Origin of the sequence: Caballeronia sp. AZ10_KS36 (assembly GCF_023631105.1) — a bacterium.
In the GTDB taxonomy this organism is placed as follows: domain Bacteria; phylum Pseudomonadota; class Gammaproteobacteria; order Burkholderiales; family Burkholderiaceae; genus Caballeronia.
Map to the genome: position 1 here is coordinate 61,908 of NZ_JALQDQ010000028.1, position 21,038 is coordinate 82,945.

Genomic DNA, 21,038 nt, shown 5'->3' on the forward strand with positions numbered 1-21,038 from the left:
CACAAGCAGAGGCACAAAGAGAGGCACAAGCATGACCGATCTTTCCGAACCCATTGCGAAGCCCGAGCACGAAGGCGCCGTGATACCGCCGCCGCTCTGGCTGCTCGCCGAGCTGACGTACCGCTGTCCGCTGCATTGCGTCTTCTGCTACAACCCTGTCAACTACGCGGAACACACGCAAGAGCTGAACACCGAGCAATGGCTCGACACATTGCGGCAGGCGCGCGCGCTCGGCGCGGCGCAACTCGGCTTTTCCGGCGGCGAGCCGCTGCTTCGCGACGATCTGGAAACGCTCGTCGCAGAAGCACGCAAACTCGGCTTCTATACGAATCTCATTACGTCAGGCATCGGCCTCACGGACAAGCGTCTGACTGCTCTGAAGGACGCGGGACTCGATCATATTCAACTCTCGTTTCAGGACTCGACGCAGGAGCTGAACGACTTTCTCTCCAGCACGAAGACCTTCGAGTTGAAGAAGCGCGTGGCCAATCTCATCAAGGCTCACGGCTTCCCGATGGTGCTCAATTGCGTGTTGCACCGCTATAACCTGCCGCATATCGGCCGCATCATCGACATGGCCCTCGCGATGGACGCCGAGTATCTCGAACTCGCGAACACGCAGTACTACGGCTGGGCGCGCGCGAACCGCGCGCAACTCATGCCGACTGCGGAGCAGTTGCAGGAAGCGGAAGCGGTGGTCGAGCATTACCGGCGCGAGATAGGCGACAAGTGCAAGATATTCTTCGTCGTGCCCGATTACTACGAGCGTCGGCCGAAGCGCTGCATGAACGGATGGGGCTCCGTGTTTCTCGGCATCGCGCCGGATGGGGCCGCGTTGCCGTGTCATACGGCGCGCTCGTTGCCGGGCCTCACCTTCCCCAACGTGACGCAGACGCCGCTCAAGGACATCTGGTATGAGAGCGATGCGTTCAACCGCTTTCGCGGCTTCGGCTGGATGAAGGAGCCGTGCCGCAGTTGCGACGAGAAAGCCATCGACCTCGGCGGCTGCCGCTGTCAGGCGTATCTGCTCACGCAAGATCCGGCGAACGCGGACCCGGTATGCGACAAGTCCCCGCATCATGAACGGGTCATCGAAGTGGTGCGCGCGGCATCGGTCAGGCAGGAACCTGCGGAGCAGCCCATCGTCTTTCGCAACGACGCGAACTCGCGTCGCATGGCGGCAGCACATCGCGCACTTGATTCGGACAACGAAGGATAGTCACATGACCGCCGACATCTCCGTGCTGCTGGTGGACGATCACGCTGTCGTGCGTGAGGGCTACAAGCGTCTGCTCGAACTGAGCCCCGACGTGAGCGTCGCGGGCGAAGCAGCGGACGCGGCGCAGGCTTATCAGAAGTTCTGCGCGTTGCAGCCGGACGTCGTCGTGATGGATCTTGCATTGCCGGGTGCAAGCGGCATAGAGGCGATGCGGCGCATGCTCGCACGCGAGCCGCAGGCGCGCGTGCTTATCTTCAGCGTGCACGAAGAAGCGATCTTCGTACGCCGCGCACTCGATGCCGGCGCGCGCGGCTATGTGACGAAGGCGAGTGCGCCGGACGTGCTCGTTGAAGCGGTGCGCTCCGTGGCGCGCCGCATCGGCTATCTGAGTCCCGACATATCGCAGGCGCTCGCCTTGCGCGAAACGATTCGTGAAGGCCCGCCGGGACGGCAGTTATCGGCCCGTGAGTTCGAAGTCCTGCGTTTGCTGGTTCAGGGTTATACGTTGCCGAGCATCGCGGAGAAGTTGGGTCTGAGCCAGAAGACGGTAGCGAATCACCAGTCGGTCATACGCCAGAAGTTCGGCGCGGACAATGGCGTGCAGCTTGCGCAAATCGCGAGCCGCCTCGGTCTTCATTTCTCCGATTTCACCGGCGCAGCCGATGCGCCGTTCGGCTCGCTCGGCAACGGCACTCCTGCGTGAGCGGGCACGCGGGCGCAGAAGAGGAAGCCTTTGCCCTGGCTGCTTGCAATGTGAAACTCGCCGCCGAGCGCCTCGACGCGCTCGCGCATGCCCACCAGTCCCAGGCCCGTGCGAGGCATCGTGAGGTCGATGCCGGGGCCGTCATCGGCCATGGTGACGACGATTTCGTCCGCGCCCGAGTTCGCATTTTGCGGCGTGCGCACGAGATAGATTTCGACACGCGAATGGCGCGCGAACTTCGATATGTTCGTGAGCCCTTCCTGCACAAGCCGATACAGCGTGATATTGAGCGCATCGCTCAAGTGATCGAAGTCGCCTTCCACCGTCAGCGAAAACACCGCCTGCGGCAAGCGTTCGCGCCAGCCTTCGATGCAATGTTCGAGCGCGGTCGGCAAGCCGAATTCATCGAGCCCGATGGGTCTTAGCTTGCGTATCATTCCGCCGATCTCGCGATACACATGCGTCGCGCTTTGCATCAACGCGAGAGAGAGCCGATGAATCTCCGCTTCGCGTCCGGCGGAAAGGTCGCGAATACGGGCTGCATCGAGCGAAATGGCATTCAGGTATTGACCGAGTTCGTCATGCAATTCGCGCGCAAGATGACGACGCTCGTTCTCCTGCGCGGACATGGCCTGATTGGCGAGGCGGCGATTCTGCGCGAGCAACTGCTCTGCTTCCTCTTCCAGCGTCCGACGCCGCCGCGCTTCGCGTTGTGCTTCGCGGTAGCGTCGCCACGCGAACCACGCCAAGCCGAGCGCCAGCACGACAAGCGTCGCGGGCATTTCGTCGAGCTGGAAACGCTCCGCGCTGCGCGTCCAGCGATATGTGAACTCGCTGAAGTCGAACGTCGCGAACAGGGCGCCCGCAATGAAGGTCACGGCGAGCACGCAGGCGAGATCGCGCACGACCGTCGAGCGCGGCGTGCGAGTCAAATGCTGTTTCGCAGGCGAGGAGAAGGACTCGGATGGCTTCACGCGAAACATTCTACGCACGCCTGCGACAGGCGGCGCAGTAGGCATCGCACGTTTGAGCGCTTCTTTCGATGAACGGGAGAATCTCCCTGATCAGCGCGGCTTGAATGGATAGACCTTGGCCGGCCGCCGCTGCCGCAGTTCCGCCAAATAGTTCTCCACGAAACGGCTCAGCGCATGCGCTTTCAATTGTTCGAGCATGCGCATGGCGTCGCTTGGCGATTCCGGTCCCATGACCAGCGCGCCGACGCCGAGCGCGCCAAGATGCACGACTAATGCGCAGGAAGAGAGCGAGCCCGCATCAAAGAGGCGCACTGCATCGGCGGATTCGTCGTCGATCTCGACGCCTTCGTCTTCGCACACGTCGAAGCGCAACTCGCCGTGTTTGTCTATGGAGGCAGGCAGCCAGCGGCAATTGCCCGTGGCACCCTGAGACGCGATGAGCACGCGCTTGCGCGTGGGTGTATCGCTGATGGTGTCAAACGCCTCGGCTAATGTATGCATGATTGTCCTCGCCGGCGAGCTTAACTGATACTAGCAGCCGCCCGCCGCGTGACGCGACGTGGAATGCGCAATGATGCGCGGCACAAACCGAAACGGCCGTGCGCTCGAAATCAACGTCCGGTGATGGAGCCCGCGCTCGGCGGATAGGTCACGATGCCCCATGCAAGCGGTACATCGTTTATCTGCTTGACGGTCGCGTAGCTCGAAGCGTCGAGCACATAGACCGCGTTCGAACGGCCGCATGCGAGCAGCACCTTCGAGCCGTCGGGCGTGAAGCTGAAGTGCCAGCAACGCTGCCCGACCGGTATGTCGCTCAAGTGCGCGTGTGTGGAAGCATCGAAGACTTGCAGCGTCTTGTCGCGAGACGCAGCCACGAAGAGACGCTTGCCCGATGGATCGAACGACACGCCATAGGGCCCGGCCTTCGTATCGACGGTCTTCGCCGGCTTGAGGTCGTTACCCGCGAGCACCATGAACTTGTTCGCGTTCTCCAGCGTGACGACATAAGCCTTGCCGTCAGGCGATGCCTTGATGCCGCGCGGGCGCGATCCCTTGGGCAGATTGACGGTACGCACGGGCTGGCCGGTGCCGGCGCGATAGACCGATACCGTATCGTCGCCCTCGTTCGTGACGAGTATGAGCTTGCCGTCGCGCGAAAACTCGACGCCCTCCGTCTCATGGCCACTCTTGACCGAACGCCTGACCTTCATCGTCTTCAAGTCGACGATGGCGATTTCCGCGGGCGGCGAATGCGCGTCGTCGTCGTCTTTCTGGGGTTCTCCGGGTTTCCCCGGCGCGCCGGATTCGCCCGGCTCATACGTGACATAAGCCTCGCCGCCGTGTACGCGCACGAACTCCGGATTCTTGCCGATCTTCACGCGGCGAAGCACGTTGCCGGACGCCGTATCGATCTCGGACAGATCGCCCGTCGACTTGTTCGCGACGTAAAGGCGCGTGCCGTCGCTGTTGAGACTCAGGCCACGCGGACCGTCCTTGCCGACGTCGATGGTCTTCGTGAGCGACAGGCCGTCGAGATCGATCACGCCGACGCCGCTGCTTTCGCTCGTCACATAGGCGAGCGGCGCGGCCGCGTGTGCGTGACTCGCGCAAACGAGCAGGGCGGATGCTATCAGCGACGCGAGTGAAAGGCGCGTCGCGTTGAAACTCGCATGCATGATTCGTCTCCGGCTGAACGTTCTTCGTATCGTTTTAAGGGCGTAATAAACGCCGGCCCCACATCCAACTTAGCGCAGGATCCCGCGTGCAGGCAACGCTGCATGGCGGGAGAAATTCCCGAAAATACAGAGAGCGCATGCGGCCGCATGCCTAACGCATGACAGAGGCTTCGCTCGCCAGCAGATCGACGAGCGCATTTGCGCCGCGCCGCCACGACTGGTCCGTATTGCCGCGCATATCGACCGAACGCTGGAAAAGCGTAGCGCCGCTATCGACGTCCTCCACGCGCAAATTGATATTGAGGATGAGGTTGCTGATCTTCTGTACCCAGCACACACCGACGCGCGATACACCGAGTTCGCGCCCAACGCGAAGCTCGCAGCCATTGCAGGCGCTCATGTCCTGAGCGCGTTCGAGCGCTGCAATGAGTCCGCTCGCCTGCGCGTTGTCCGTGACACGTAAGGGCGTCTTCTCTCGCAGTTGCTCGCGCAGTGCGTTGCTGACCATCGCGAGGCGCTCCGTCTGTATGCGATCGGTGTCGGCATCGTTATAGGCGGCGTTGTCGTCGATCAGCGTGCAATCCAGCAGCGCGATGGATTGTTGCGTGCGTTGCGCTTGCGCCTGTCCACCCAATGGCAGACCACATAAAACGAGTAACGCCAGCATACGGACGACGGATGTCATGGTCATGGTCATGGTCATGGTCTCGAACGTTGCATGGTGACGCAGGAGCCAACAGCATGCGCCGGTCTGTCGGCTCCTGTCCAACATTCCTGTGCGCCTTGCATCGGTTGATCGCAGCCTTCTAGCGTCGAGCGCCACAGCCCGTGTGCCGACGCGAGCTTGAGCGTCGCATTGGCATAGGCTTTGCAGAATTTCGCGCGAGCATTCGATGTGCTCGCCGCGTATTCGATCCGCCCACGCCACGCTGCCAGGAGAAACGCCATAAAGCCCGCTCTCGTCGTTACCGACCTCTCGCTCGACACCACCACGCGCCGCAACGAAGCCGTCCTCTCGCGGCAACAGATGCAGCAGATCGCCGGAGGACGGTCCGTTCTCGCGACTGTGCATTCGCCAATGGATTACTCGCGTCAAGAGGAGTAAGGTCAAATTGCCGGCACGGCGAAACAGGAGACGATCATGACCGTCGACCTCTCTACTCAATGGCATGTCTTCGAATACGAAGGCTTCGATATCCACGTGCTTCCGCAACTCAAGGCCGGGGCCGAACCGGCGCAACGGTACGTCTTCATCGGTCATGTGTGCCTGCATGGCGCGAATGCGGACGTGCCCGGGGAAGCGGTTCACTTCCACTCCGATGGCGACGACGCATACAAGACCGCCGCAGACGCTTTAGACGATGCGCGGCATATCGGCAAGAGCATCGTGGATGGCACGCATCCGGATCTGTCCGTGCTGTCCATCGTCTCGCATCACCACCATTCCTGAGCTACATGACGACACCCATCGACGATGCTCGTATCGTCAGTCTCAGCGCGGTCACGCTCGCCACGCACGACATGGCGCGCACCGTATGCTTTTATCAGGCGCTGGGCTTTCGCATCGTGCACGGCGGTGCGAACGAGGCGTTCACATCGTTCGCGCTCGGCGACTCTTACCTCAACATCACGAGCGAAACGCACGGCCCCATTTCGTGGTGGGGCCGCATCATCTTCTATGTATCGGATGTCGATGCCTTCTATCGCAAAGTGAAGGCGCTCGGTATCGAGCCTCAGTTTGCACCGCGCGACGCGCCGTGGAACGAGCGCTACTTTCATCTCACCGATCCCGACGGCCACGAACTCAGCTTCGCGCGCCCGCTTTGAGCTGTCGAGCGTCACCGCGCGCTCCTGTTGCTATTACGCCAAACCGCGCGCGCACGGCCCATTCAGGCGTACAGTTCAAGTGCTTTGTCATGAGTGTGGTGCGTTGCGGCAGGCGTCTTTTCATGGGACCGCTCAAGCGTCGAATGCTTTCGGCCGATATACAGCCATGAACGCCGCATGCAGGAGACTTCAGATGAAATGCGCGAACGAACGATCGCTTCGTTATCTGGTCGAGAAATGGCTCGCGCCGGCAAGCGTGCCGGTCCATGTCAAGCAGTTCAGCCGCACGCGCGCCGATCATCGGCGTTTCGTGTGCGTGGAAACGTTGCAAGGCACTGCGTCGAAGGCGCTGTTCTTCTTCCGTCACGACGACGGGCAGTGGTGCGTCTATCCCGCAGCGCCGCGCAAAGAGAACATGCGCACTGAACGACTCGCGGCCTAGAGGCGCAGATTGTTGAAGAACTGAAACCACATCGCTCCGAGCGGGTTTGCTGCATGCGGCTCGTCGGCTTTGGGTTTCTCGGGTTCAGGCTCTGCGGACTGCTCTTCTTTCGCTTCGCTCGTCGCGGGTTCCTGACGCGACTCATGCAGTGCGACGACGCTTTCCGCAATACGACGCGCGGTAGGTTCATCGCAGTCCTGCCCGAGCAATACGCCGAACACGACATCGCGGTTATGACCCTGCGATGCGAAGCGCATGGCAAGCGATACGCGCTTTGCGTAAAGTGCCTCACGCTCCGCTTCCTCTTCGCGCATGCGCGCTTCCCAGCGTTCGATTTCTTCGGCGAAGGTTCGGTCGTACACCTCGCGTTGCGCGGGGTCGGACAGGATCGCGTACGCTTCCTTCACTTCCTGAAAGCGAGCCCGTGCCGCCTCTTCCTGACCGGCATTGCGGTCCGGGTGGCAGCGCATCGCGGCCTTGCGATAGGCGCGCTTGATCTCGTCTTCCGTGGCGTGTTCGTCGACGCCCAGCGTTTCGTATAACGTTGCCATGTGCGATCGTTGAGAAGGGACGCGAGGCATCGTAACACGCGAAAAATGGGGACTTTGCGTGCTTCCCTACCTGCGCGTGCCGATGATGGAGGTGAGGCTTGCCGGACCCAAGGCATCGTAGATAGCGCGCGCCGCACGCAGATAATGCGCGATATGCAGCCGGATGACGACGACCGCCGCCGCGAACAGCCCGAGCGTCACGAACACATACGCGCGCGGGTCGGGCACGAGGCCGAATCGCGTATGCAGCGCGACGAAGACGATCCACGCAAAGGCCGGCGCATGCAGCGTCCAGTGACGCTGCGCGAAGTGCCACGCGAGGCGTCGGACGTCGCTTCGCGCGCGACGATTCAGACCTGCAAGTTCCGGGCGTCGATGAAAGAGAAACGGCATGACGTGACTCGCTGCGCCATGAACGCGTCATATGGCGCGTTGATAATGGCGGGCTTCGTTCCATCTAGCATACGCCGAGGCGAATTACTCACGATGGCGCTTTCTCTCGACGATATCCGGCATCTCTTCGATACGCACGGTTCGATGGCCTACAGCGGCGAGCCTGTCACCCAGTTGCAGCACGCGCTGCAGACGGCTTGTCTCGCGGAAGAAGCGGGCGCGAGTCGTGAGTTGATCGTCGCGGCGCTGCTGCATGATCTCGGGCATCTGCTGAACCTGCGAGGCGAGACGCCGACCGAGCGCGGTATCGACGATCTGCACCAGTACTACGCGCTTCCCTTCCTGCGGGCCGTGTTTACTGATGCAGTGCTCGAACCGATTCGCCTTCATGTCGATGCTAAACGCTGCCTGTGCGCGATGGATCCTGCGTATCACGCGCGGCTGTCGGCGGATTCGGTGCGCAGCCTGCAATTGCAGGGCGGCGTGTTTGATGCCGACGAAGCGCGCGCTTTCGTAGCACTGCCTACGCGCATGACGCCATGACCCTGCGACGCTGGGACGACGCCGCCAAGGACGCAAGCCGCGTCACGCCGCCGCTTTCGCACTATTTGGGGATCGCGGCGAGCGTTGCGTAGCGGGCGAACGGCGCGACGACCCTTCGAGTAAACTGGGGTGCATGCACGCTGACTACACGATAACCACGGAGCCGCAACGTCCCGACCTCTTTGCGAGCCGGGCGTTATGAACGGCGGCAACTTCCGCACCACCGCCGCCGTCGTCGCCAGTGCGCTCTTCATGCAGAACATGGACGGCACAATCGTCGCGACCGCCATCCCGACAATGGCCCGCGATCTCCACGTCGATCCCGTCCATCTGAGCAGCGCCATTACCGCCTATCTGGTCGCGCTGACGGTCTTCATTCCCGCAAGCGGCTGGGTGGCCGACCGCTTCGGCGCTCGACGCGTCTTCATGTGGGCCATCGCCACGTTCACGCTGGCTTCCATTGCCTGCGCCGCCGCGATGAACCTGCCGCAGTTGCTCGCGGCGCGCGTCGTTCAGGGACTCGGCGGCGCCATGATGGTCCCCGTCGGGCGCCTCATTTTGTTTCGCGGCGTCAAGCGCGAAGAATTGCTTCAGGCGACGACATGGCTGACGATGCCCGCGCTCGTCGGTCCGCTTCTCGGTCCGCCGCTGGGCGGCTTTCTCACCGACGCGCTGTCGTGGCGCAGCATCTTCTGGGTCAACGTGCCGGTCGGGTTGGCCGGCCTGCTGCTGACGTGGCGGCTCTTGCCGCCTTCGCCGCCCGAAGCGCGCACGCCGCCGGACCTGCGGGGCATGGTGCTCTCGGGCGCATCGCTTAGTCTTTTCATGGTCGGGATCGAAAGCGCGGGCCGCCATGTGCTGCCGGACGGCGTGCCGTGGGTATGCGTCGTCATCGGCGTGCTGCTTTTCAGGGCGACGGTCGTGCATTGCCGAAAGACGCCGAATCCGGCCATCGACTTCTCGCTGCTTTCCATTCCGACGTTCCACGCCGCGACCGTGGCGGGCAGTCTCTTTCGCGCGGGTGCCGGCGCATTGCCGTTTCTCGTGCCGCTGACGTTGCAGACAGGGTTCGGCTATAGCGCGTCGGCGAGCGGACTCGTGACCTTCGCGAGCGCGCTCGGCTCGTTTTGCATGCGGCCGATGACCGCGCTCGCGCTGCGGCACTTTTCCGTGCGCACGGTGCTGTGCGCGGGCAGCGCCTCGTTCGCCGCCGTGCTCGCGGTCTGTTCGACGATGTCGCAAGCGTGGCCCGCCAGTGCGATTTTCGCGCTGCTGCTCGTCGGCGGTCTTGGCCGCTCGCTCAGTTTCGCGACGATGGGCGCGCTCGCCTTCGCCGACGTTCCCAAGTCGCGTCTCGCCGCGGCCACTTCGTTCCAGGGCACCGCGCAGCAATTGATGAAGGCGCTCGGCGTGACCGTCGCGGCGGGCACCATTCAGGCCACGATGCTCGTCTCCGGCAGCGCGCAGACCGAACGGTGGCAGCTCGCTTGCGGATTCATCGCGACGGCGCTGCTCGTCCTCGCCTCGCTGCCGATGTTCGCGCGACTCTCCGACGACGCCGGCGAAGGCATCTCGGCTTCCTCGGCGAAGTAAATTCTTCCGGCTATCGAAACGATTCGTCGTATTTAAGACAAGTGACTGATCACAAAGGACATTTTGTGACGATATAATGCGGCACCGCTTACCTCGCCAGACCGATGCGCCGCACATTCTTACTCTTCGCCCTCGTTCTGACCTTCGCGAACACCGCCTTCGCTCAGGCAGACCCGCTCGCCGCCAGCGCCACGAACCCGCAAGAAGTCGTGCAGCAGGACTCCCGCCTCGACGCGGCGCGCCACAAAATATCGGAAGTCATCACGCGCAAGTTCGGCGTCGCGCGCGAAAAAGCGCAAACGATAGCGAGCGCGGTCATGGCGTCCGCGTCGAAATACTCGCTGCCGCCGGCGCTGCTGCTCGCCATCATTTCAATCGAATCGCGTTTCAAGGAAACGGCCGTCGGTGCGAATAACGCAACCGGGCTCATGCAAGTGGTGCCGTCCGCGCACAAGAAGCTCGTGCGCAATGTGGACCTGACGGAGCCGGAGACGAATATCGAAATCGGCTCGTCCATCCTGCATGGCTATCTGAAATCCGCGCAAGGCGATGTCGACGCCGCGCTCAAGAACTACGGCGGTTCGCGTGCTTATGCGGAGAAAGTGAGTCTGCGAGCCAAGACGTTCGAGCCTGTGGCGGCTGTTTATTCAGCGTCCGCGCCTGCTCAGTAATAGCTTCTAGTTGTTATTCTTGCGCGCCGCCGCGTGGCGGATGCCGCAACCTTCACGGCGATGAAACCCGCTTGCGCGCTGAGATGCGGCTTTAGCCGCTTCGATGGTGTTCAACTGTTGTTACTGCGAGTTGTTGCCGTGTCCCATGCCGCCGGGGCTTTTGCTGCTCGAGCTACCCGTGCTGCCGGGGCCACTGCGTTGCATGGTGCCTTGGCCCATGCCGTTGTTCGCGCCGTTATTGCCCATGCCGCTGTTCACGCCGGTACCGCTCGTGCCGTCGCTCGAACCGCCCATGCCGGTGCCGCCCATGCCGACGCCGCCGCCCTTGCCGGACGCGCCCGAGCCCGCTCCCGCCGAGCCATTGCCGCCCGCGCCCATTCCGCCTGCCGCGCCCGCGCCGCCGCCACCGCCTGCGCTACCGCCGCCGCCTGCACCGCCACCGCCGCCGCCCGCCTGCGCATAGACGCCGCCCGACAAGCCCAACACCAGCGCTGAAACTACCAGCTTCGTCCTGATCGCTTTCATTGCAAGTCTCCAAGAGTTAGCGTGCCGGCCGATGCAGCAACTCGCCACACCCGCCGCATTCATAAAGCGCAAGCAACGTGCCGCATCCGCCCGCCTCGCGGCGGTTCAATAGCCGTAGCCCGCAGGCGCGCACGGGACGTAAGCGCGCCGGTAGCCGTCGTAGCAATAGCCGGCCGGCGGCGCGGGCTGCGCATAAGCCGGTTGCGCATACGCCGGTTGCGTATAAGCCGGTTGAGCATAAGCCGGCTGTGCGTAGACCGGCTCCGAATAGGCGGGCTGGGCACTCACGACCGACGTGACCAATGCGCCCAGCACCGCGCCGCCGATCAATGCGCCAACGATGGCGCCACCATCCCCTCCCCCATGGCCATGACCGCCGCCGTGACCGTGTGCAGATGCCTGACCCGCCACGGACAAACTACCGATCATCACTAAGACAAGCGCTGCGCGTTTCATGACTTCTTCTCCGTTCCCGAATGCCGGGTGTATGGAGGCATGTTAAGCAGGCGCTTTGGAAATAGATGCAGCAGTTGGTAACGGTGCATTTCAACGATTACAAATTCGCATTGCTTTGGATTCCGAAACATACGAAGTAACAGGCTCGGCTAAATTTTCCGGGCCGTTACAAAGCATCCCTTGACTTCGAACACTCTTGTGCATGCTTGCCGGAAGCTGCACCGCGACGTTGCATTTGCTCGCACCGGTTACGGTTTGTCACGAAAGCAAAGTCAACGACCCGCGGCCACGCGGCGTTTTCATCGTCACATGCCGATCATGGCGTGTCCAAAGAACGCAGGATCATAGGAGTCGAACATCATGAAGAAAATCGTCGCTGCTCTCGCATCCACGCTGCTCGTAAGCACTGCCTTCGCGCAAACGGCCGCATCCGACGCCGCCAAGGCGCAAGTCAAAGCTGATCATGAAAAGGCCGAAGCTCAGGCCACTGCCAACCACAAGAAGACCGATGCTCAACACGATGCCGCCAAGGCGCAGGCATCCGCCAACAAGGACAAGGCATCCGCTCAGGACGATGCCAACAAGGAAGCCGCGAAAGTAGCGCAGGCGACCACGCCGGAGCAAGCCTCCGACGCCCGCGGTGATGCCGCCAAGGCACAGGCGAAAGCCGACAAGAAGAAGCACGCTGCGCAGTCTAAGGCCGACAAGAAGAAGCAGGACGCAGCGCAAGATGCCAAGGTGGCGCAAGCCAAAGCCGACAAAGAAAAAGTCGAGGCACAAAGCGACGCAAACAAGGCGGCTGCCGATGCGAAGGTCGACGCGGCGAAGAAGTAAGGGAGGCCGGCGTTATCGCATCGCGCATTGGGGCGCGTCGGTACGAGCGTCCCGTGCGTTGTGACATCTGGCGAGCCTGCGGGCTCGCTTTTTCTTTGGCGCTTGCTTGAACCGATTCGATGAAGCCTTCGAACCGCTTCGGCGGTGTGGAGGACTATTTTGGCCTTCGCCGCTCACACCAGCGCAATCGCGGCGGCACCACCACATGTCACGAAGGGCACAGCGTTTTCGTGACCCCGATCAAGCAATCAAACCGTCTGCGCTCGCGACCAAGCGCGGCCGTTGCCTAATGCTGGCAGTACAGCCGTTGCTTCTCGCAATAGCTCGACCGCCCCTTCACGTTCACCGAATGCTTGCGTCAGAGTGCGCCCGGCTAGGAGGTCGTCCACGCATCGCTATTTCCGCCGTGATTCAACCGATGGTGTTCAGCTTTGCTTTACGCGTTAGCCCTTTCCATGCGTAGTCGCGCCGACGGTTGCGCGCTATCGTAGCGGCACCGGCTGGCCAATTGAGACCGACTCGCTCGTGTGTCGTTGCGCTTCAACGTACCGCATCGACGCTCAGTTGCGTTTCGCTGTTTCTCTCGGGTGAACATCAACGGTTGCCTTAACATAGGATCGCGAAGACGATGCATCGAACTCTTCCACTGCGCATGAACGGACGGGTGTCACAGTTGGTCTCTCAGCCGCCGCGCGCCTTGCGGACATCGAATGCGAGCGGCGGCGCGCAGCCCCTGCCCGCCGAGATGAAATCTGATTCGCAGCGCCGCCTCATCATCGAAGCGCTGCTGCCTCACTCACTGGCCGCTGGGGAATTGACGCTCGCGTATCAACCGGTATTGGACAGTGTCACGCGCGAAACGGTAGGCGCCGAGGCGTTGCTGCGCTGGACCAATCAAGAACTCGGTGAAGTGGCGCCGGCAGAATTCATACCGATTGCCGAAAAAGCCGGCTTGCTGCACGACATCGGCAACTGGGCCTTGCGACGAGCCTGTGTGCAGGCTGCCCGCTGGCGCCGGACCATTGCGCCGCGTTTCGTCGTATCGGTGAACGTATCGGCCACGCAATTCGACGAAAGCCTCGTGCGACATATCATGACGTGCCTCGAAAGCACGGGACTCGAAGCTCCCGCATTGCAACTCGAAATCACCGAGAGCATGTCGCTGCCGGATACCGCGGGCGTCGCAGCGACAGCGGCGGCGCTTGCCGATCTGGGCGTGAAGCTCGCCATCGACGACTTCGGCACAGGCTATGCGTCGCTGTCATATCTGAAGCGATTCCCTCTGCACAACCTGAAGATCGACCGCGTGTTCGTCGCGGATCTTCCGGGCAGTCACGAATCCGTCGCCATCACACGCGCACTCATCGACATGGCGCATGCGCTTCACATGACCGTGACCGCCGAAGGCGTCGAGACCGCCGATCAGGCCACGGCGTTATGGGCGCTCGGCTGCGACTTGCTGCAAGGATATCTATTCGGCCGCGCGACGAGCCCGACGGAATTCACTCATGCGTTGGCTCGAAGGCGTGCAGGGCCGAGGCATTGACGCTGGCCGAAGCGAAGGAAACGACTCGTGCGCCTGCTGCCGGGCTCGCCGCAGAAATTGCAGGCGATAACAGCGCCTGCGGAGATGACGAAAATCGGGAGACGACCATGTTCGATGCAGAATTCGTCGCGACGTTTTTGAATCGTTGTGCTAATCATTCAAGTGATGAACACTTCGACTCTTACCTCGGCGTGTTGCGGGAAGGCAATCTGCAGTTCACTCATGAGCTCGGTTACGTCGGATTCTCCAGGATTCGCGACATCAACGCCTGTCGTACCGAGTCGCTGATTTTCGGCGACGGCTCGCGGGCACTGCGCGTCGCAACGCCCGATAGCGACACCGGCTGGTCTCCATGGACCGCGATGCAACCGCTTCCGTGAAGCGCGCTAGATGAGGACATCGACCGAGTGCATTGCTCTCTGTATCTCCGGCGTGCTGATCCACGCCGGATCGCGGATGGTGTCGATCAAGCAATCGACAAAGCACTCGGCCGCCGCGCTGCGCGGCTGTCCCGTCCGCGTGATGACCCCGACGATCGAGTCGTCGAGCTGCTCGCGCAAGGGTATCGCGCAGAGCGATTCGCGCGGCGCGCACCGTTCGACGAGCGGCCACGGAAAAATGCTGACCATATCCGTTCTTTGCAGCAACGAGACCGCAACCGTCAGCGAATGCAGGAAATGAACGCTGTGTGGCGCCGGCAAGCCGTGTTTCGCGAACATCGTGTATGGCGCGAGCCCCTCGGTCTCCGGATCGAGTGCGACGAGCCAGTCGGCATCGAGAAGATCGGCAAGCGACCGGGTCTCACCGCGAGGATGACCTTGCCGCGCGACGACCGCGAGCGTCGTCAGGAAAAGCGGCTTGAACGCGAACTCCGACGCGATTTCGCCCGGCGTCTGACGCCCGATGTGGATGTCGAGACTGCCGTCGCGCAGGCGCGGATTTGCAATCGCAAGCAATCCCTCGAAAAACTCCAACTGCACGTGCGGCATGATCCGCCTAAACCGCAGCACGGCTTCGGGCAGGAACGTCATGGCGACCCACGCCGTCACCGCAATGGAGAGCCGTCCGCGTGCCTCGCCCCGCATCGCGTCGACAGCCTGGTGCGCGCGCTCGATTTGTCCGACGATCAGGCGTGCGTGTTCGAGAAGGGTCCGCCCGTCTGACGTGAGCGTGACTCCGGACGGCGTGCGTGCGACGAGACGAAGCCTGAGATCGCCTTCGAGCTGTTGGAGGCTTTGCGTGATCGCGGCCGGCGACGCATGGAGCAGGCGCGCGGCGCCACGCACGCTGCCTGTGTCGGCGACAGCGACGAGCGCGCGAAGCTGGTGGATCTTCATGCCGAGCGGCAAGCTGGCGATCCCGGCCCGCACGGGGGCGTCGCCTTCCCGGTCGCGAGATTCATGCGGTATATGCCGTCAGTGGCGGATGCGCGCGTCATGCCGAGCGGCCCCTCGTGCACGCTGTGGCCGATGGTTTCGTGCGTAACGAAGAGACGCCGGTAGTCGACGCATAGCGCGTAGCGGCTATTAGGTGTGGTCACCGTCCCGGCAGTTTGCATGGAGTGAAGCGAATGCATCGGCGAGACCCTTGACGAAAGCTTGACGTAAGGATATCGCTGCAACTTGCACCAATAAAATTCGAATTTGTCGCGAGGCTATTCACTTTCGATATACGCTGCGTCGGCGCAACGCGCGGTGCATCTTCGTTCGACAGATTACGAAACACATGACCCGACCGTTGAATTTTCAGCTGATCCAGGCATTTCGCGCGGTCATGCAGCAAGGCACCACCACGGGCGCAGCAGCGATGCTCAACACGACGCAGCCGTCCATCAGCCGTCGCCTTTCCGAGTTGCAAAGGTTCTCGGGCCTCCAACTGTTTGAAGTGCATCATGGCAGGTTGAGACCGACAAGCGAAGGGAAGCTGCTGTACAAGACCATTCAGAAGCACTTCGACGGGCTCGAGAAAATCGAGTCCGTGGTATCGCTGCTGCGCAAGTCGGGCACGGGCGCGCTGTGCCTCGGCTGCACGCCCACGCTGGGCGTCGGGCTGCTGCCGCAGGTCGTTCGGGCGTTCAGGGCGCAGTTTCCGGAGACGTACATCAACATTCAGACGCTCGCCACGACGCAACTGACCGACTTGCTGCGCCAGGATTTGTTCGATCTCATTCTGACCACGGGCAAGCTCGACGAACAGGACTTCGAGACGACGGTCGTGAAGACGATGCCGGCCGTATGCGTGCTGCCGCCGGGCCATCGGCTCGAAAGCGAACCGGTGGTACGCGTTGAGATGCTGCGGTCCGAGCCGTTGCTTTCGCTCGGCGAGATGGACGACCTCACGATCGACATCGAGAACCTGCTTCTCGCGCACGGCATGCCAGCCGAGTTCTCGATTCAGACCACTTCGTCGATCACGATCTGCGCACTGGTGGCAGCCGGCAACGGCGTAGGCATCGTGAACCCGTATGTCGCCAACACGTTCGCGCAAAAGTTGTCGATCAGGCCGCTCATGCCGTCTATCGACGTCGCCGTGCGCATGGCCATGCCCTTGCACACGGCTCCGTCTTTGCTGGCGCGCCGTTTCGTCGAAGCGCTCGATGCGCATCTGCATACGCTCGGCTCGGATGTGTGCGGACGAGAGTGACGCTAACCGCTTAGTGCACCCGCTCGCCGCCCGTTTCATGTTCGAGGCCGGCGCGATGCTCGCTCACCGCCGACGCAGCCTTTAACGCCCGCTCGCGCAGCAAGAGCCGCGCGCTATGCACAGCGGTCAGCGCGACTGCGATCCATATCGGCCCGTACGTTCCCAGCTGACTCGCGGTGAACGGTTCGCCGAGCAGCAAGACCGCGACAGCCACCAGCAACACCGGTTCGACATAGCCGAGAATGCCGAACAGCACGAGCGGCAAATAGCGGCTTGCGCGCAGATAAGAGCCGAGCGCAATCGTGCTCAATGCGCCGAGGCCGGGCAGCAAGACGCTCCATAGAAGCGGCGAATCCGCGACGACGGCGAACGAACCGCGCACGATCAGCGCGATCACGCAGACTGGAGCCAGCATCATCATTTCGATGGCGAACGCCACGAGCGGATCGACGTTGAGCCGCCGCCGCAGCATGAAATAAGGCGGATAGCCGAGCGACACGACGAGCGTGGGCCAAGCGAACGCACGCGTTATGAAGAACTCGTGCGTCACCCCGACCGCAGCCGCTGCCACGCCGGCCCATTGCAGCGCATCGAGCGGTTCCCGGTAGTAGAGGCGCCCGATCAGAACCATCGCGAGCGGCAAAAGAAAATAGCCGAGCGACACTTCGAGCGCGCGTCCATGCAGCGGCGCCCACAAGAATATCCATAGCTGCACGCCGAGGAGCGCTGTGCAGACAACGAAAGCCGCGAGCAGGCGCACGTTTTTGGCGAGGTTCGCCACGAGCGCGCATAATTGCGGCCATCGTTTGGAGAGCGCCACCAGCAGCAGCGCACTCGGCAAAGTCCAGACAATGCGCCATGCAAAAATGTCGAGTCCGTCGAGCGGCGCAAGCCATTTCGTATAGCCCGACAGGAGCGCGAACAAAGCGGAAGCGGCGACGGAAAGCGCAATGCCGCGTCCGAGGACATGCTGATTCATCGAAAGAAGCGCGGGGCGCCGAGTGGTTGCGTTGGCCGGCGAAGCGGAAGAACTGCGCATTCTAACGTCGTATCGCGCGAGCACCGGCGCATGAACCGCGAATAGGCCTGAACTCGCTGCACCGGGACGTTGTCTTAAACCGTCTATGCCCAACGGGCAATCCAGAAGTCCACAGAAAGTCGAGCAACGCGCAAAGCCGCCGCTCACGTCATTGCATCAGCAGCATCCGAACGCCGTGCCCGATTCACACAAGCACGCGAAGAAAACGCCGCATCGATGGAGACGTCATGACTCAAGCTGCCCCGTCGCCCCGCTTTTCCAGTGCCTTTGCCGAAGCCGTTCATGCCGGCTTGTCCAAGCGCCCGCAGAAAGAACTGCCTTCGATGTATCTGTATGACGAAGTCGGCTCTGCCCTCTTCGAAGTGATCACTGCGCTGCCGGAATACGGCGTGACGCGCGCCGAAGAACGCGTGCTGAAGGCGCACGCGACCGACATCGTGGCCGCGCTGCCCGGCAACGTCAAAGTCGCGGAACTCGGAAGCGGAAGCGGACGCAAGACACGCCGCATTCTTGAAGCACTGTGTAAAAAGCAGCCGACCGCCTATTACCCGATCGAAATCTCCCGCACGGCTTTGCAACTGTGCCGCCGCGAACTGGGCGATATCGAGCGCATTTCGATCGTCGGCTATGAACGCGACTATCTGGCCGGCCTGTCCGAAGTGAGCGCCCGGCGTAACAAGGGCGAGCGGCTGCTCGTGCTTTTTCTCGGCAGCACCATCGGCAACTTCGCGCGCCTTGCGGCCACGAAGTTTCTCCAGTCGATCCGCAGCATGCTCGAACCCGGCGATGCCCTCTTGCTCGGCACCGATCTGATCAAGCCCTTGCCCGTGCTGATCGCGGCCTACGACGATCCCATCGGCGTGACGGCGGCGTTCAATCTGAATCTGCTCGCGCGCATCAACCGCGAGTTGCACGGCGACTTTCCGCTCGACGCGTTCGAACACGTCGCGCGCTTCAATCCCGATGCGCGCAGCATCGAAATGCACCTGCGCGCGAAGCGTCCGTTGACGGCGCGCGTGCGCGATGCCGGTTTGCACGTCGACTTCCGCGAAGGCGAAACCATCTGGACGGAAAGCAGCCACAAGTACGCAGCCGAAGAAGTCGCGCCGATTGCCATCGATGCGGGCTTCGAATGCACGCACCAATGGCGCGACGACGAATGGCACTTCGCGGAAAGCCTGCTGGTCGCGCGCTGACGCGTGCCGCTCAGTGCTGCTCAGTGTCGCTCAGTGCTGCTCGAAGCGTTCATAGCGCTTTTCGACGTAACGCTCTTCGCTGAAGAAATCGGTGACGCGGGCATGCGGCGGCCCGCGTCGCAGCCATTCCAGCATTAGATCGACCTGATTCGCCGCGCCCTGAATGACGGCTTCCACCGAGCCGTCGTTGAGATTCGCGACATAGCCGCGCACGCCGAGCGCATGCGCGCGCCGCACCGTGTGATGGCGAAACCCGACGCCCTGCACCACGCCTTTCACACGCACGTAATAGGTTTCGATCCTCGTATCGAGATCCGGGCCGGACATCATGCAATTCCTCGTGACTGATTCATACGCCGCATTGTAGTCACGCGCGCGAATCTGCGTAGACCGCGCGTTCGGACTTGCGCGTTCGAAGTTGCGCGTTCAGCCGAGACGAAACGTCTGCACGTTGTCGTCCCGATCGCCCGTAGTGGGACGCGCCACGCGAGGCAGCGTGACTTCGAAGATGGTGCCCGTTTCGGCGGACGAGCGCACTTTCACGTCGCCGCCGTGCATTCGCGCGATTTCCCGCGTGATGTACAGGCCGAGCCCGAGCCCGCCCGATTCATGCTGACGCCGCCCCGACCGATACGGCGCGAAGATGTTCGGCACCAGGTCGGGCGGGATCTCGCCCGCGTTCTGCACGACGATGCTGACGTTCTGCGCGCCGCCTTCCAGCCGCACCTGTATCGCGGCGCCTTCGAGCCCGTGCTGCAGCGCGTTGCCGATCAGATTCGAGAACACTTGCGAGAGCAGATCGCCGTCGGCTTGCAGGAGCGTGTCGCCCTGACGCAGCACGAAGATGCGTCCCTTGCCGACGCGCGCCTCGTATTCCTCGACGATATTCTTCGCAAGCGTACTGAGTTCGACCGCTCGCGGCTGCAGCGTCACGCGGCCGCCGCGCAGCCGCGCGAGGTTCAGCAACTGATCGACCATGCGGACCATGCGCATGCCGCTCGACTTGATGCGCGTGCCGATATTCGCGACGTTCTCGTCCTTCACGAAGCGCGACAGATATTCGGCCGACGCGATCACCGCCGACAGCGGCGTGCGCAGGTCGTGACCGAGCACGGCCATCAGCATTTCGTTCGCATCGAGCAGTTGCTGCACGGTCGCGAGTTGCGTCGCGAGTTGCTGCTTCTGCCGTTCGATCTGAATGAAGACATCCACCTTCGAATTGAGGATGCGCGAATCGAACGGCTTGTACAGAAAGTCCACCGCGCCCGCTTCGTAGCCGCGAAACGTGCGGTTCGTGTCCTGCGCCGTCGCGGTCAGAAAGATGATCGGCACGTGCGCGGTGCGCGGGCTGCCGCGCATGAATTCCGCCAGCTCGAAGCCATCCATACCGGGCATGTTGACGTCGAGGATGGCGAGCGCGACTTCGTGCTTGAGCAGGAGTTCGAGCGCAGCCGGACCCGATTCCGCCTTCAGCACCGACAGATCCGGCCGCGCGAGCGACGCTTCGAGCGCGGTGATGTTGTTGCGGATGTCGTCGACGATCAGCACATGAATGGGTTGCGTCATCTGGTGACTCCTTGCCTTCGTTGTTGCGTGTCGAACGTCTTATCGGCGCGCGCGTCCCGCGAGGCGCACGACCATGTCGTCCAGCGTGAGAATGTCCTGCACCGCCCCTTGCGCGATGGCCCCGAGCGGCATCGCGGTCGCCGAGGCCGTCTTCGGGTCCTGCGCCCAGCATAGGCCGCCTGCATCGCGGATCGCGCGTGCGCCGCGCGCGCCGTCGTCGTTCGCGCCCGAGAGCACGATGCCGAGCAGCCGCTTGCCGTACGCATGCGCCGCGGATTCGAACAGCACGTCCACCGATGGCCGCGAGAAGCGCACCGGCGGGTCCACCGACAGCGCGATGGCAGGCGGCTCGCCGCCTTCGGCCTCGACCATCATGTGATAGCCGGGCGGCGCGAAATACACCGTGCCGGGCGCGATCTCGTCCTTGTCGAACGGTTCCACCACGCGCAGCCGGCAGCGTTCGGCAAAGAGCGCGGGCAAGAGGCTCGGCTGACCGTGCCGCACATGCACCACGACCAGCACCGGCGCCGCGAAGTCGCGCGGCAACTCGGGCAGCAGCAGGTTGAGCGCCTCGACGCCGCCCGCGGATGCGCCGATCACCACGGCGTCGAAGGCATCGGGGATGGCTGCGGGGCTCATCG

At 62.6% G+C, this 21,038-nt stretch carries 25 protein-coding genes and 1 pseudogene; 13 read left to right on the plus strand and 13 right to left on the minus strand.

Translation table 11 applies throughout. From position 1 onward, the window contains the following. Positions 1-31: 31 nt before the first annotated feature. The gene (pqqE, locus tag NCR35_RS18690) at positions 32-1,219 is read left to right on the plus strand and encodes a pyrroloquinoline quinone biosynthesis protein PqqE (protein ID WP_250535600.1); all 1,188 of its coding nucleotides are present in this window, start codon (positions 32-34) and stop codon (positions 1,217-1,219) included. A gap of 4 nt (positions 1,220-1,223) precedes the next feature. Then, positions 1,224-1,922 carry a response regulator gene (locus tag NCR35_RS18695; RefSeq protein WP_244849603.1) on the plus strand — a complete coding sequence of 233 codons (699 nt, stop codon included), beginning with the start codon at positions 1,224-1,226 and terminating at the stop codon, positions 1,920-1,922. Here the strand turns inward: NCR35_RS18695 and NCR35_RS18700 are convergent. The 4 genes from NCR35_RS18700 to NCR35_RS30020 form a co-directional block, all read right to left on the minus strand. Beyond that, positions 1,853-2,905, minus strand: coding sequence for an ATP-binding protein (locus NCR35_RS18700; RefSeq protein ID WP_250535601.1), 1,053 nt, complete (start codon positions 2,903-2,905; stop codon positions 1,853-1,855). The genes NCR35_RS18695 and NCR35_RS18700 overlap by 70 nt on opposite strands. 81 nt (positions 2,906-2,986) lie before the next feature. Further along, complete coding sequence (locus tag NCR35_RS18705) at positions 2,987-3,397, minus strand: hypothetical protein (RefSeq protein ID WP_250535602.1); 411 nt, start codon at positions 3,395-3,397, stop codon at positions 2,987-2,989. 110 nt (positions 3,398-3,507) lie between these two features. Then, positions 3,508-4,572: a cytochrome D1 domain-containing protein gene (locus NCR35_RS18710; protein WP_250535603.1), complete on the minus strand. Its 1,065-nt coding sequence runs from the start codon at positions 4,570-4,572 to the stop codon at positions 3,508-3,510. 151 nt (positions 4,573-4,723) lie between these two features. Further along, positions 4,724-5,737, minus strand: coding sequence for a DUF3280 domain-containing protein (locus tag NCR35_RS30020; RefSeq protein ID WP_350029215.1), 1,014 nt, complete (start codon positions 5,735-5,737; stop codon positions 4,724-4,726). Between NCR35_RS30020 and NCR35_RS18720 the strand changes: the two genes are divergently transcribed. From NCR35_RS18720 to NCR35_RS18730, 3 genes are all read left to right on the plus strand, one after another. Then, a complete protein-coding gene (locus NCR35_RS18720; protein ID WP_250535604.1) occupies positions 5,714-6,022 on the plus strand; it encodes a hypothetical protein in 309 nt (102 codons plus the stop codon). The genes NCR35_RS30020 and NCR35_RS18720 overlap by 24 nt on opposite strands. A gap of 5 nt (positions 6,023-6,027) precedes the next feature. Further along, on the plus strand, positions 6,028-6,399 hold the full coding sequence (locus NCR35_RS18725; RefSeq protein ID WP_250535605.1) for a VOC family protein: 372 nt from the start codon (positions 6,028-6,030) through the stop codon (positions 6,397-6,399). A gap of 193 nt (positions 6,400-6,592) precedes the next feature. After that, positions 6,593-6,841 carry a hypothetical protein gene (locus NCR35_RS18730; RefSeq protein WP_250535606.1) on the plus strand — a complete coding sequence of 83 codons (249 nt, stop codon included), beginning with the start codon at positions 6,593-6,595 and terminating at the stop codon, positions 6,839-6,841. Here the strand turns inward: NCR35_RS18730 and NCR35_RS18735 are convergent. Together NCR35_RS18735 and NCR35_RS18740 are read right to left on the minus strand one after the other, a co-directional pair. Continuing rightward, entirely contained in the window at positions 6,838-7,392 is a 555-nt protein-coding gene (locus NCR35_RS18735; RefSeq protein WP_244849610.1) for a J domain-containing protein, read from the minus strand. The genes NCR35_RS18730 and NCR35_RS18735 overlap by 4 nt on opposite strands. 66 nt (positions 7,393-7,458) lie before the next feature. Beyond that, on the minus strand, positions 7,459-7,785 hold the full coding sequence (locus tag NCR35_RS18740; protein WP_250535607.1) for a hypothetical protein: 327 nt from the start codon (positions 7,783-7,785) through the stop codon (positions 7,459-7,461). Positions 7,786-7,878: 93 nt separating this feature from the next. On the opposite strand from NCR35_RS18740, the pseudogene NCR35_RS18745 reads away from it, so the two are divergent. From NCR35_RS18745 to NCR35_RS18755, 3 genes and pseudogenes are all read left to right on the plus strand, one after another. After that, positions 7,879-8,420 (plus strand): annotated as a pseudogene (locus NCR35_RS18745) (phosphonate degradation HD-domain oxygenase). A gap of 106 nt (positions 8,421-8,526) precedes the next feature. Next, on the plus strand, positions 8,527-9,921 hold the full coding sequence (locus NCR35_RS18750) for a DHA2 family efflux MFS transporter permease subunit (RefSeq protein WP_250535608.1): 1,395 nt from the start codon (positions 8,527-8,529) through the stop codon (positions 9,919-9,921). Positions 9,922-10,025: 104 nt separating this feature from the next. Continuing rightward, complete coding sequence (locus tag NCR35_RS18755) at positions 10,026-10,592, plus strand: transglycosylase SLT domain-containing protein (RefSeq protein ID WP_244849618.1); 567 nt, start codon at positions 10,026-10,028, stop codon at positions 10,590-10,592. 120 nt (positions 10,593-10,712) lie between these two features. On the opposite strand, the gene NCR35_RS18760 is transcribed toward NCR35_RS18755, so the two are convergent. Continuing rightward, entirely contained in the window at positions 10,713-11,117 is a 405-nt protein-coding gene (locus NCR35_RS18760; protein ID WP_250535609.1) for a hypothetical protein, read from the minus strand. 105 nt (positions 11,118-11,222) lie between these two features. Further along, a complete protein-coding gene (locus tag NCR35_RS18765; RefSeq protein WP_250535610.1) occupies positions 11,223-11,573 on the minus strand; it encodes a hypothetical protein in 351 nt (116 codons plus the stop codon). A 360-nt stretch (positions 11,574-11,933) separates the two neighbouring features. On the opposite strand from NCR35_RS18765, the gene NCR35_RS18770 reads away from it, so the two are divergent. The 3 genes from NCR35_RS18770 (at position 11,934) to NCR35_RS18780 (ending at position 14,333) form a co-directional block, all read left to right on the plus strand. After that, positions 11,934-12,407: a hypothetical protein gene (locus NCR35_RS18770; protein ID WP_250535611.1), complete on the plus strand. Its 474-nt coding sequence runs from the start codon at positions 11,934-11,936 to the stop codon at positions 12,405-12,407. Positions 12,408-13,152: 745 nt separating this feature from the next. Beyond that, entirely contained in the window at positions 13,153-13,953 is an 801-nt protein-coding gene (locus NCR35_RS18775; protein ID WP_350029216.1) for a putative bifunctional diguanylate cyclase/phosphodiesterase, read from the plus strand. Next, positions 13,950-14,333, plus strand: coding sequence for a hypothetical protein (locus NCR35_RS18780; RefSeq protein ID WP_250535612.1), 384 nt, complete (start codon positions 13,950-13,952; stop codon positions 14,331-14,333). The genes NCR35_RS18775 and NCR35_RS18780 overlap by 4 nt, the downstream gene beginning before the upstream one ends. Positions 14,334-14,339: 6 nt before the next feature. Here the strand turns inward: NCR35_RS18780 and NCR35_RS18785 are convergent, their stop codons facing one another. Then, entirely contained in the window at positions 14,340-15,290 is a 951-nt protein-coding gene (locus NCR35_RS18785) for a LysR substrate-binding domain-containing protein (RefSeq protein ID WP_250535613.1), read from the minus strand. A 388-nt stretch (positions 15,291-15,678) separates the two neighbouring features. On the opposite strand from NCR35_RS18785, the gene NCR35_RS18790 reads away from it, so the two are divergent. Then, positions 15,679-16,596, plus strand: coding sequence for a LysR substrate-binding domain-containing protein (locus tag NCR35_RS18790; protein ID WP_250535614.1), 918 nt, complete (start codon positions 15,679-15,681; stop codon positions 16,594-16,596). Between the two features lie 10 nt (positions 16,597-16,606). Here NCR35_RS18790 and rarD read toward each other — a convergent pair whose 3' ends face one another. Continuing rightward, positions 16,607-17,575, minus strand: coding sequence for an EamA family transporter RarD (rarD, locus tag NCR35_RS18795; protein ID WP_250535615.1), 969 nt, complete (start codon positions 17,573-17,575; stop codon positions 16,607-16,609). Between the two features lie 287 nt (positions 17,576-17,862). On the opposite strand from rarD, the gene egtD reads away from it, so the two are divergent. Further along, on the plus strand, positions 17,863-18,831 hold the full coding sequence (egtD, locus tag NCR35_RS18800) for an L-histidine N(alpha)-methyltransferase (RefSeq protein WP_250535616.1): 969 nt from the start codon (positions 17,863-17,865) through the stop codon (positions 18,829-18,831). A 30-nt stretch (positions 18,832-18,861) separates the two neighbouring features. Here the strand turns inward: egtD and NCR35_RS18805 are convergent, their stop codons facing one another. The 3 genes from NCR35_RS18805 to NCR35_RS18815 form a co-directional block, all read right to left on the minus strand. Next, positions 18,862-19,158: an acylphosphatase gene (locus NCR35_RS18805; RefSeq protein ID WP_175942315.1), complete on the minus strand. Its 297-nt coding sequence runs from the start codon at positions 19,156-19,158 to the stop codon at positions 18,862-18,864. Between the two features lie 99 nt (positions 19,159-19,257). After that, positions 19,258-20,397 (minus strand): hybrid sensor histidine kinase/response regulator, encoded by a 1,140-nt coding sequence (locus NCR35_RS18810; protein ID WP_250535617.1) that lies wholly within the window; start codon positions 20,395-20,397, stop codon positions 19,258-19,260. A gap of 39 nt (positions 20,398-20,436) precedes the next feature. Then, positions 20,437-21,036 carry a chemotaxis protein CheB gene (locus tag NCR35_RS18815; RefSeq protein ID WP_250535618.1) on the minus strand — a complete coding sequence of 200 codons (600 nt, stop codon included), beginning with the start codon at positions 21,034-21,036 and terminating at the stop codon, positions 20,437-20,439. Positions 21,037-21,038: the final 2 nt, after the last annotated feature.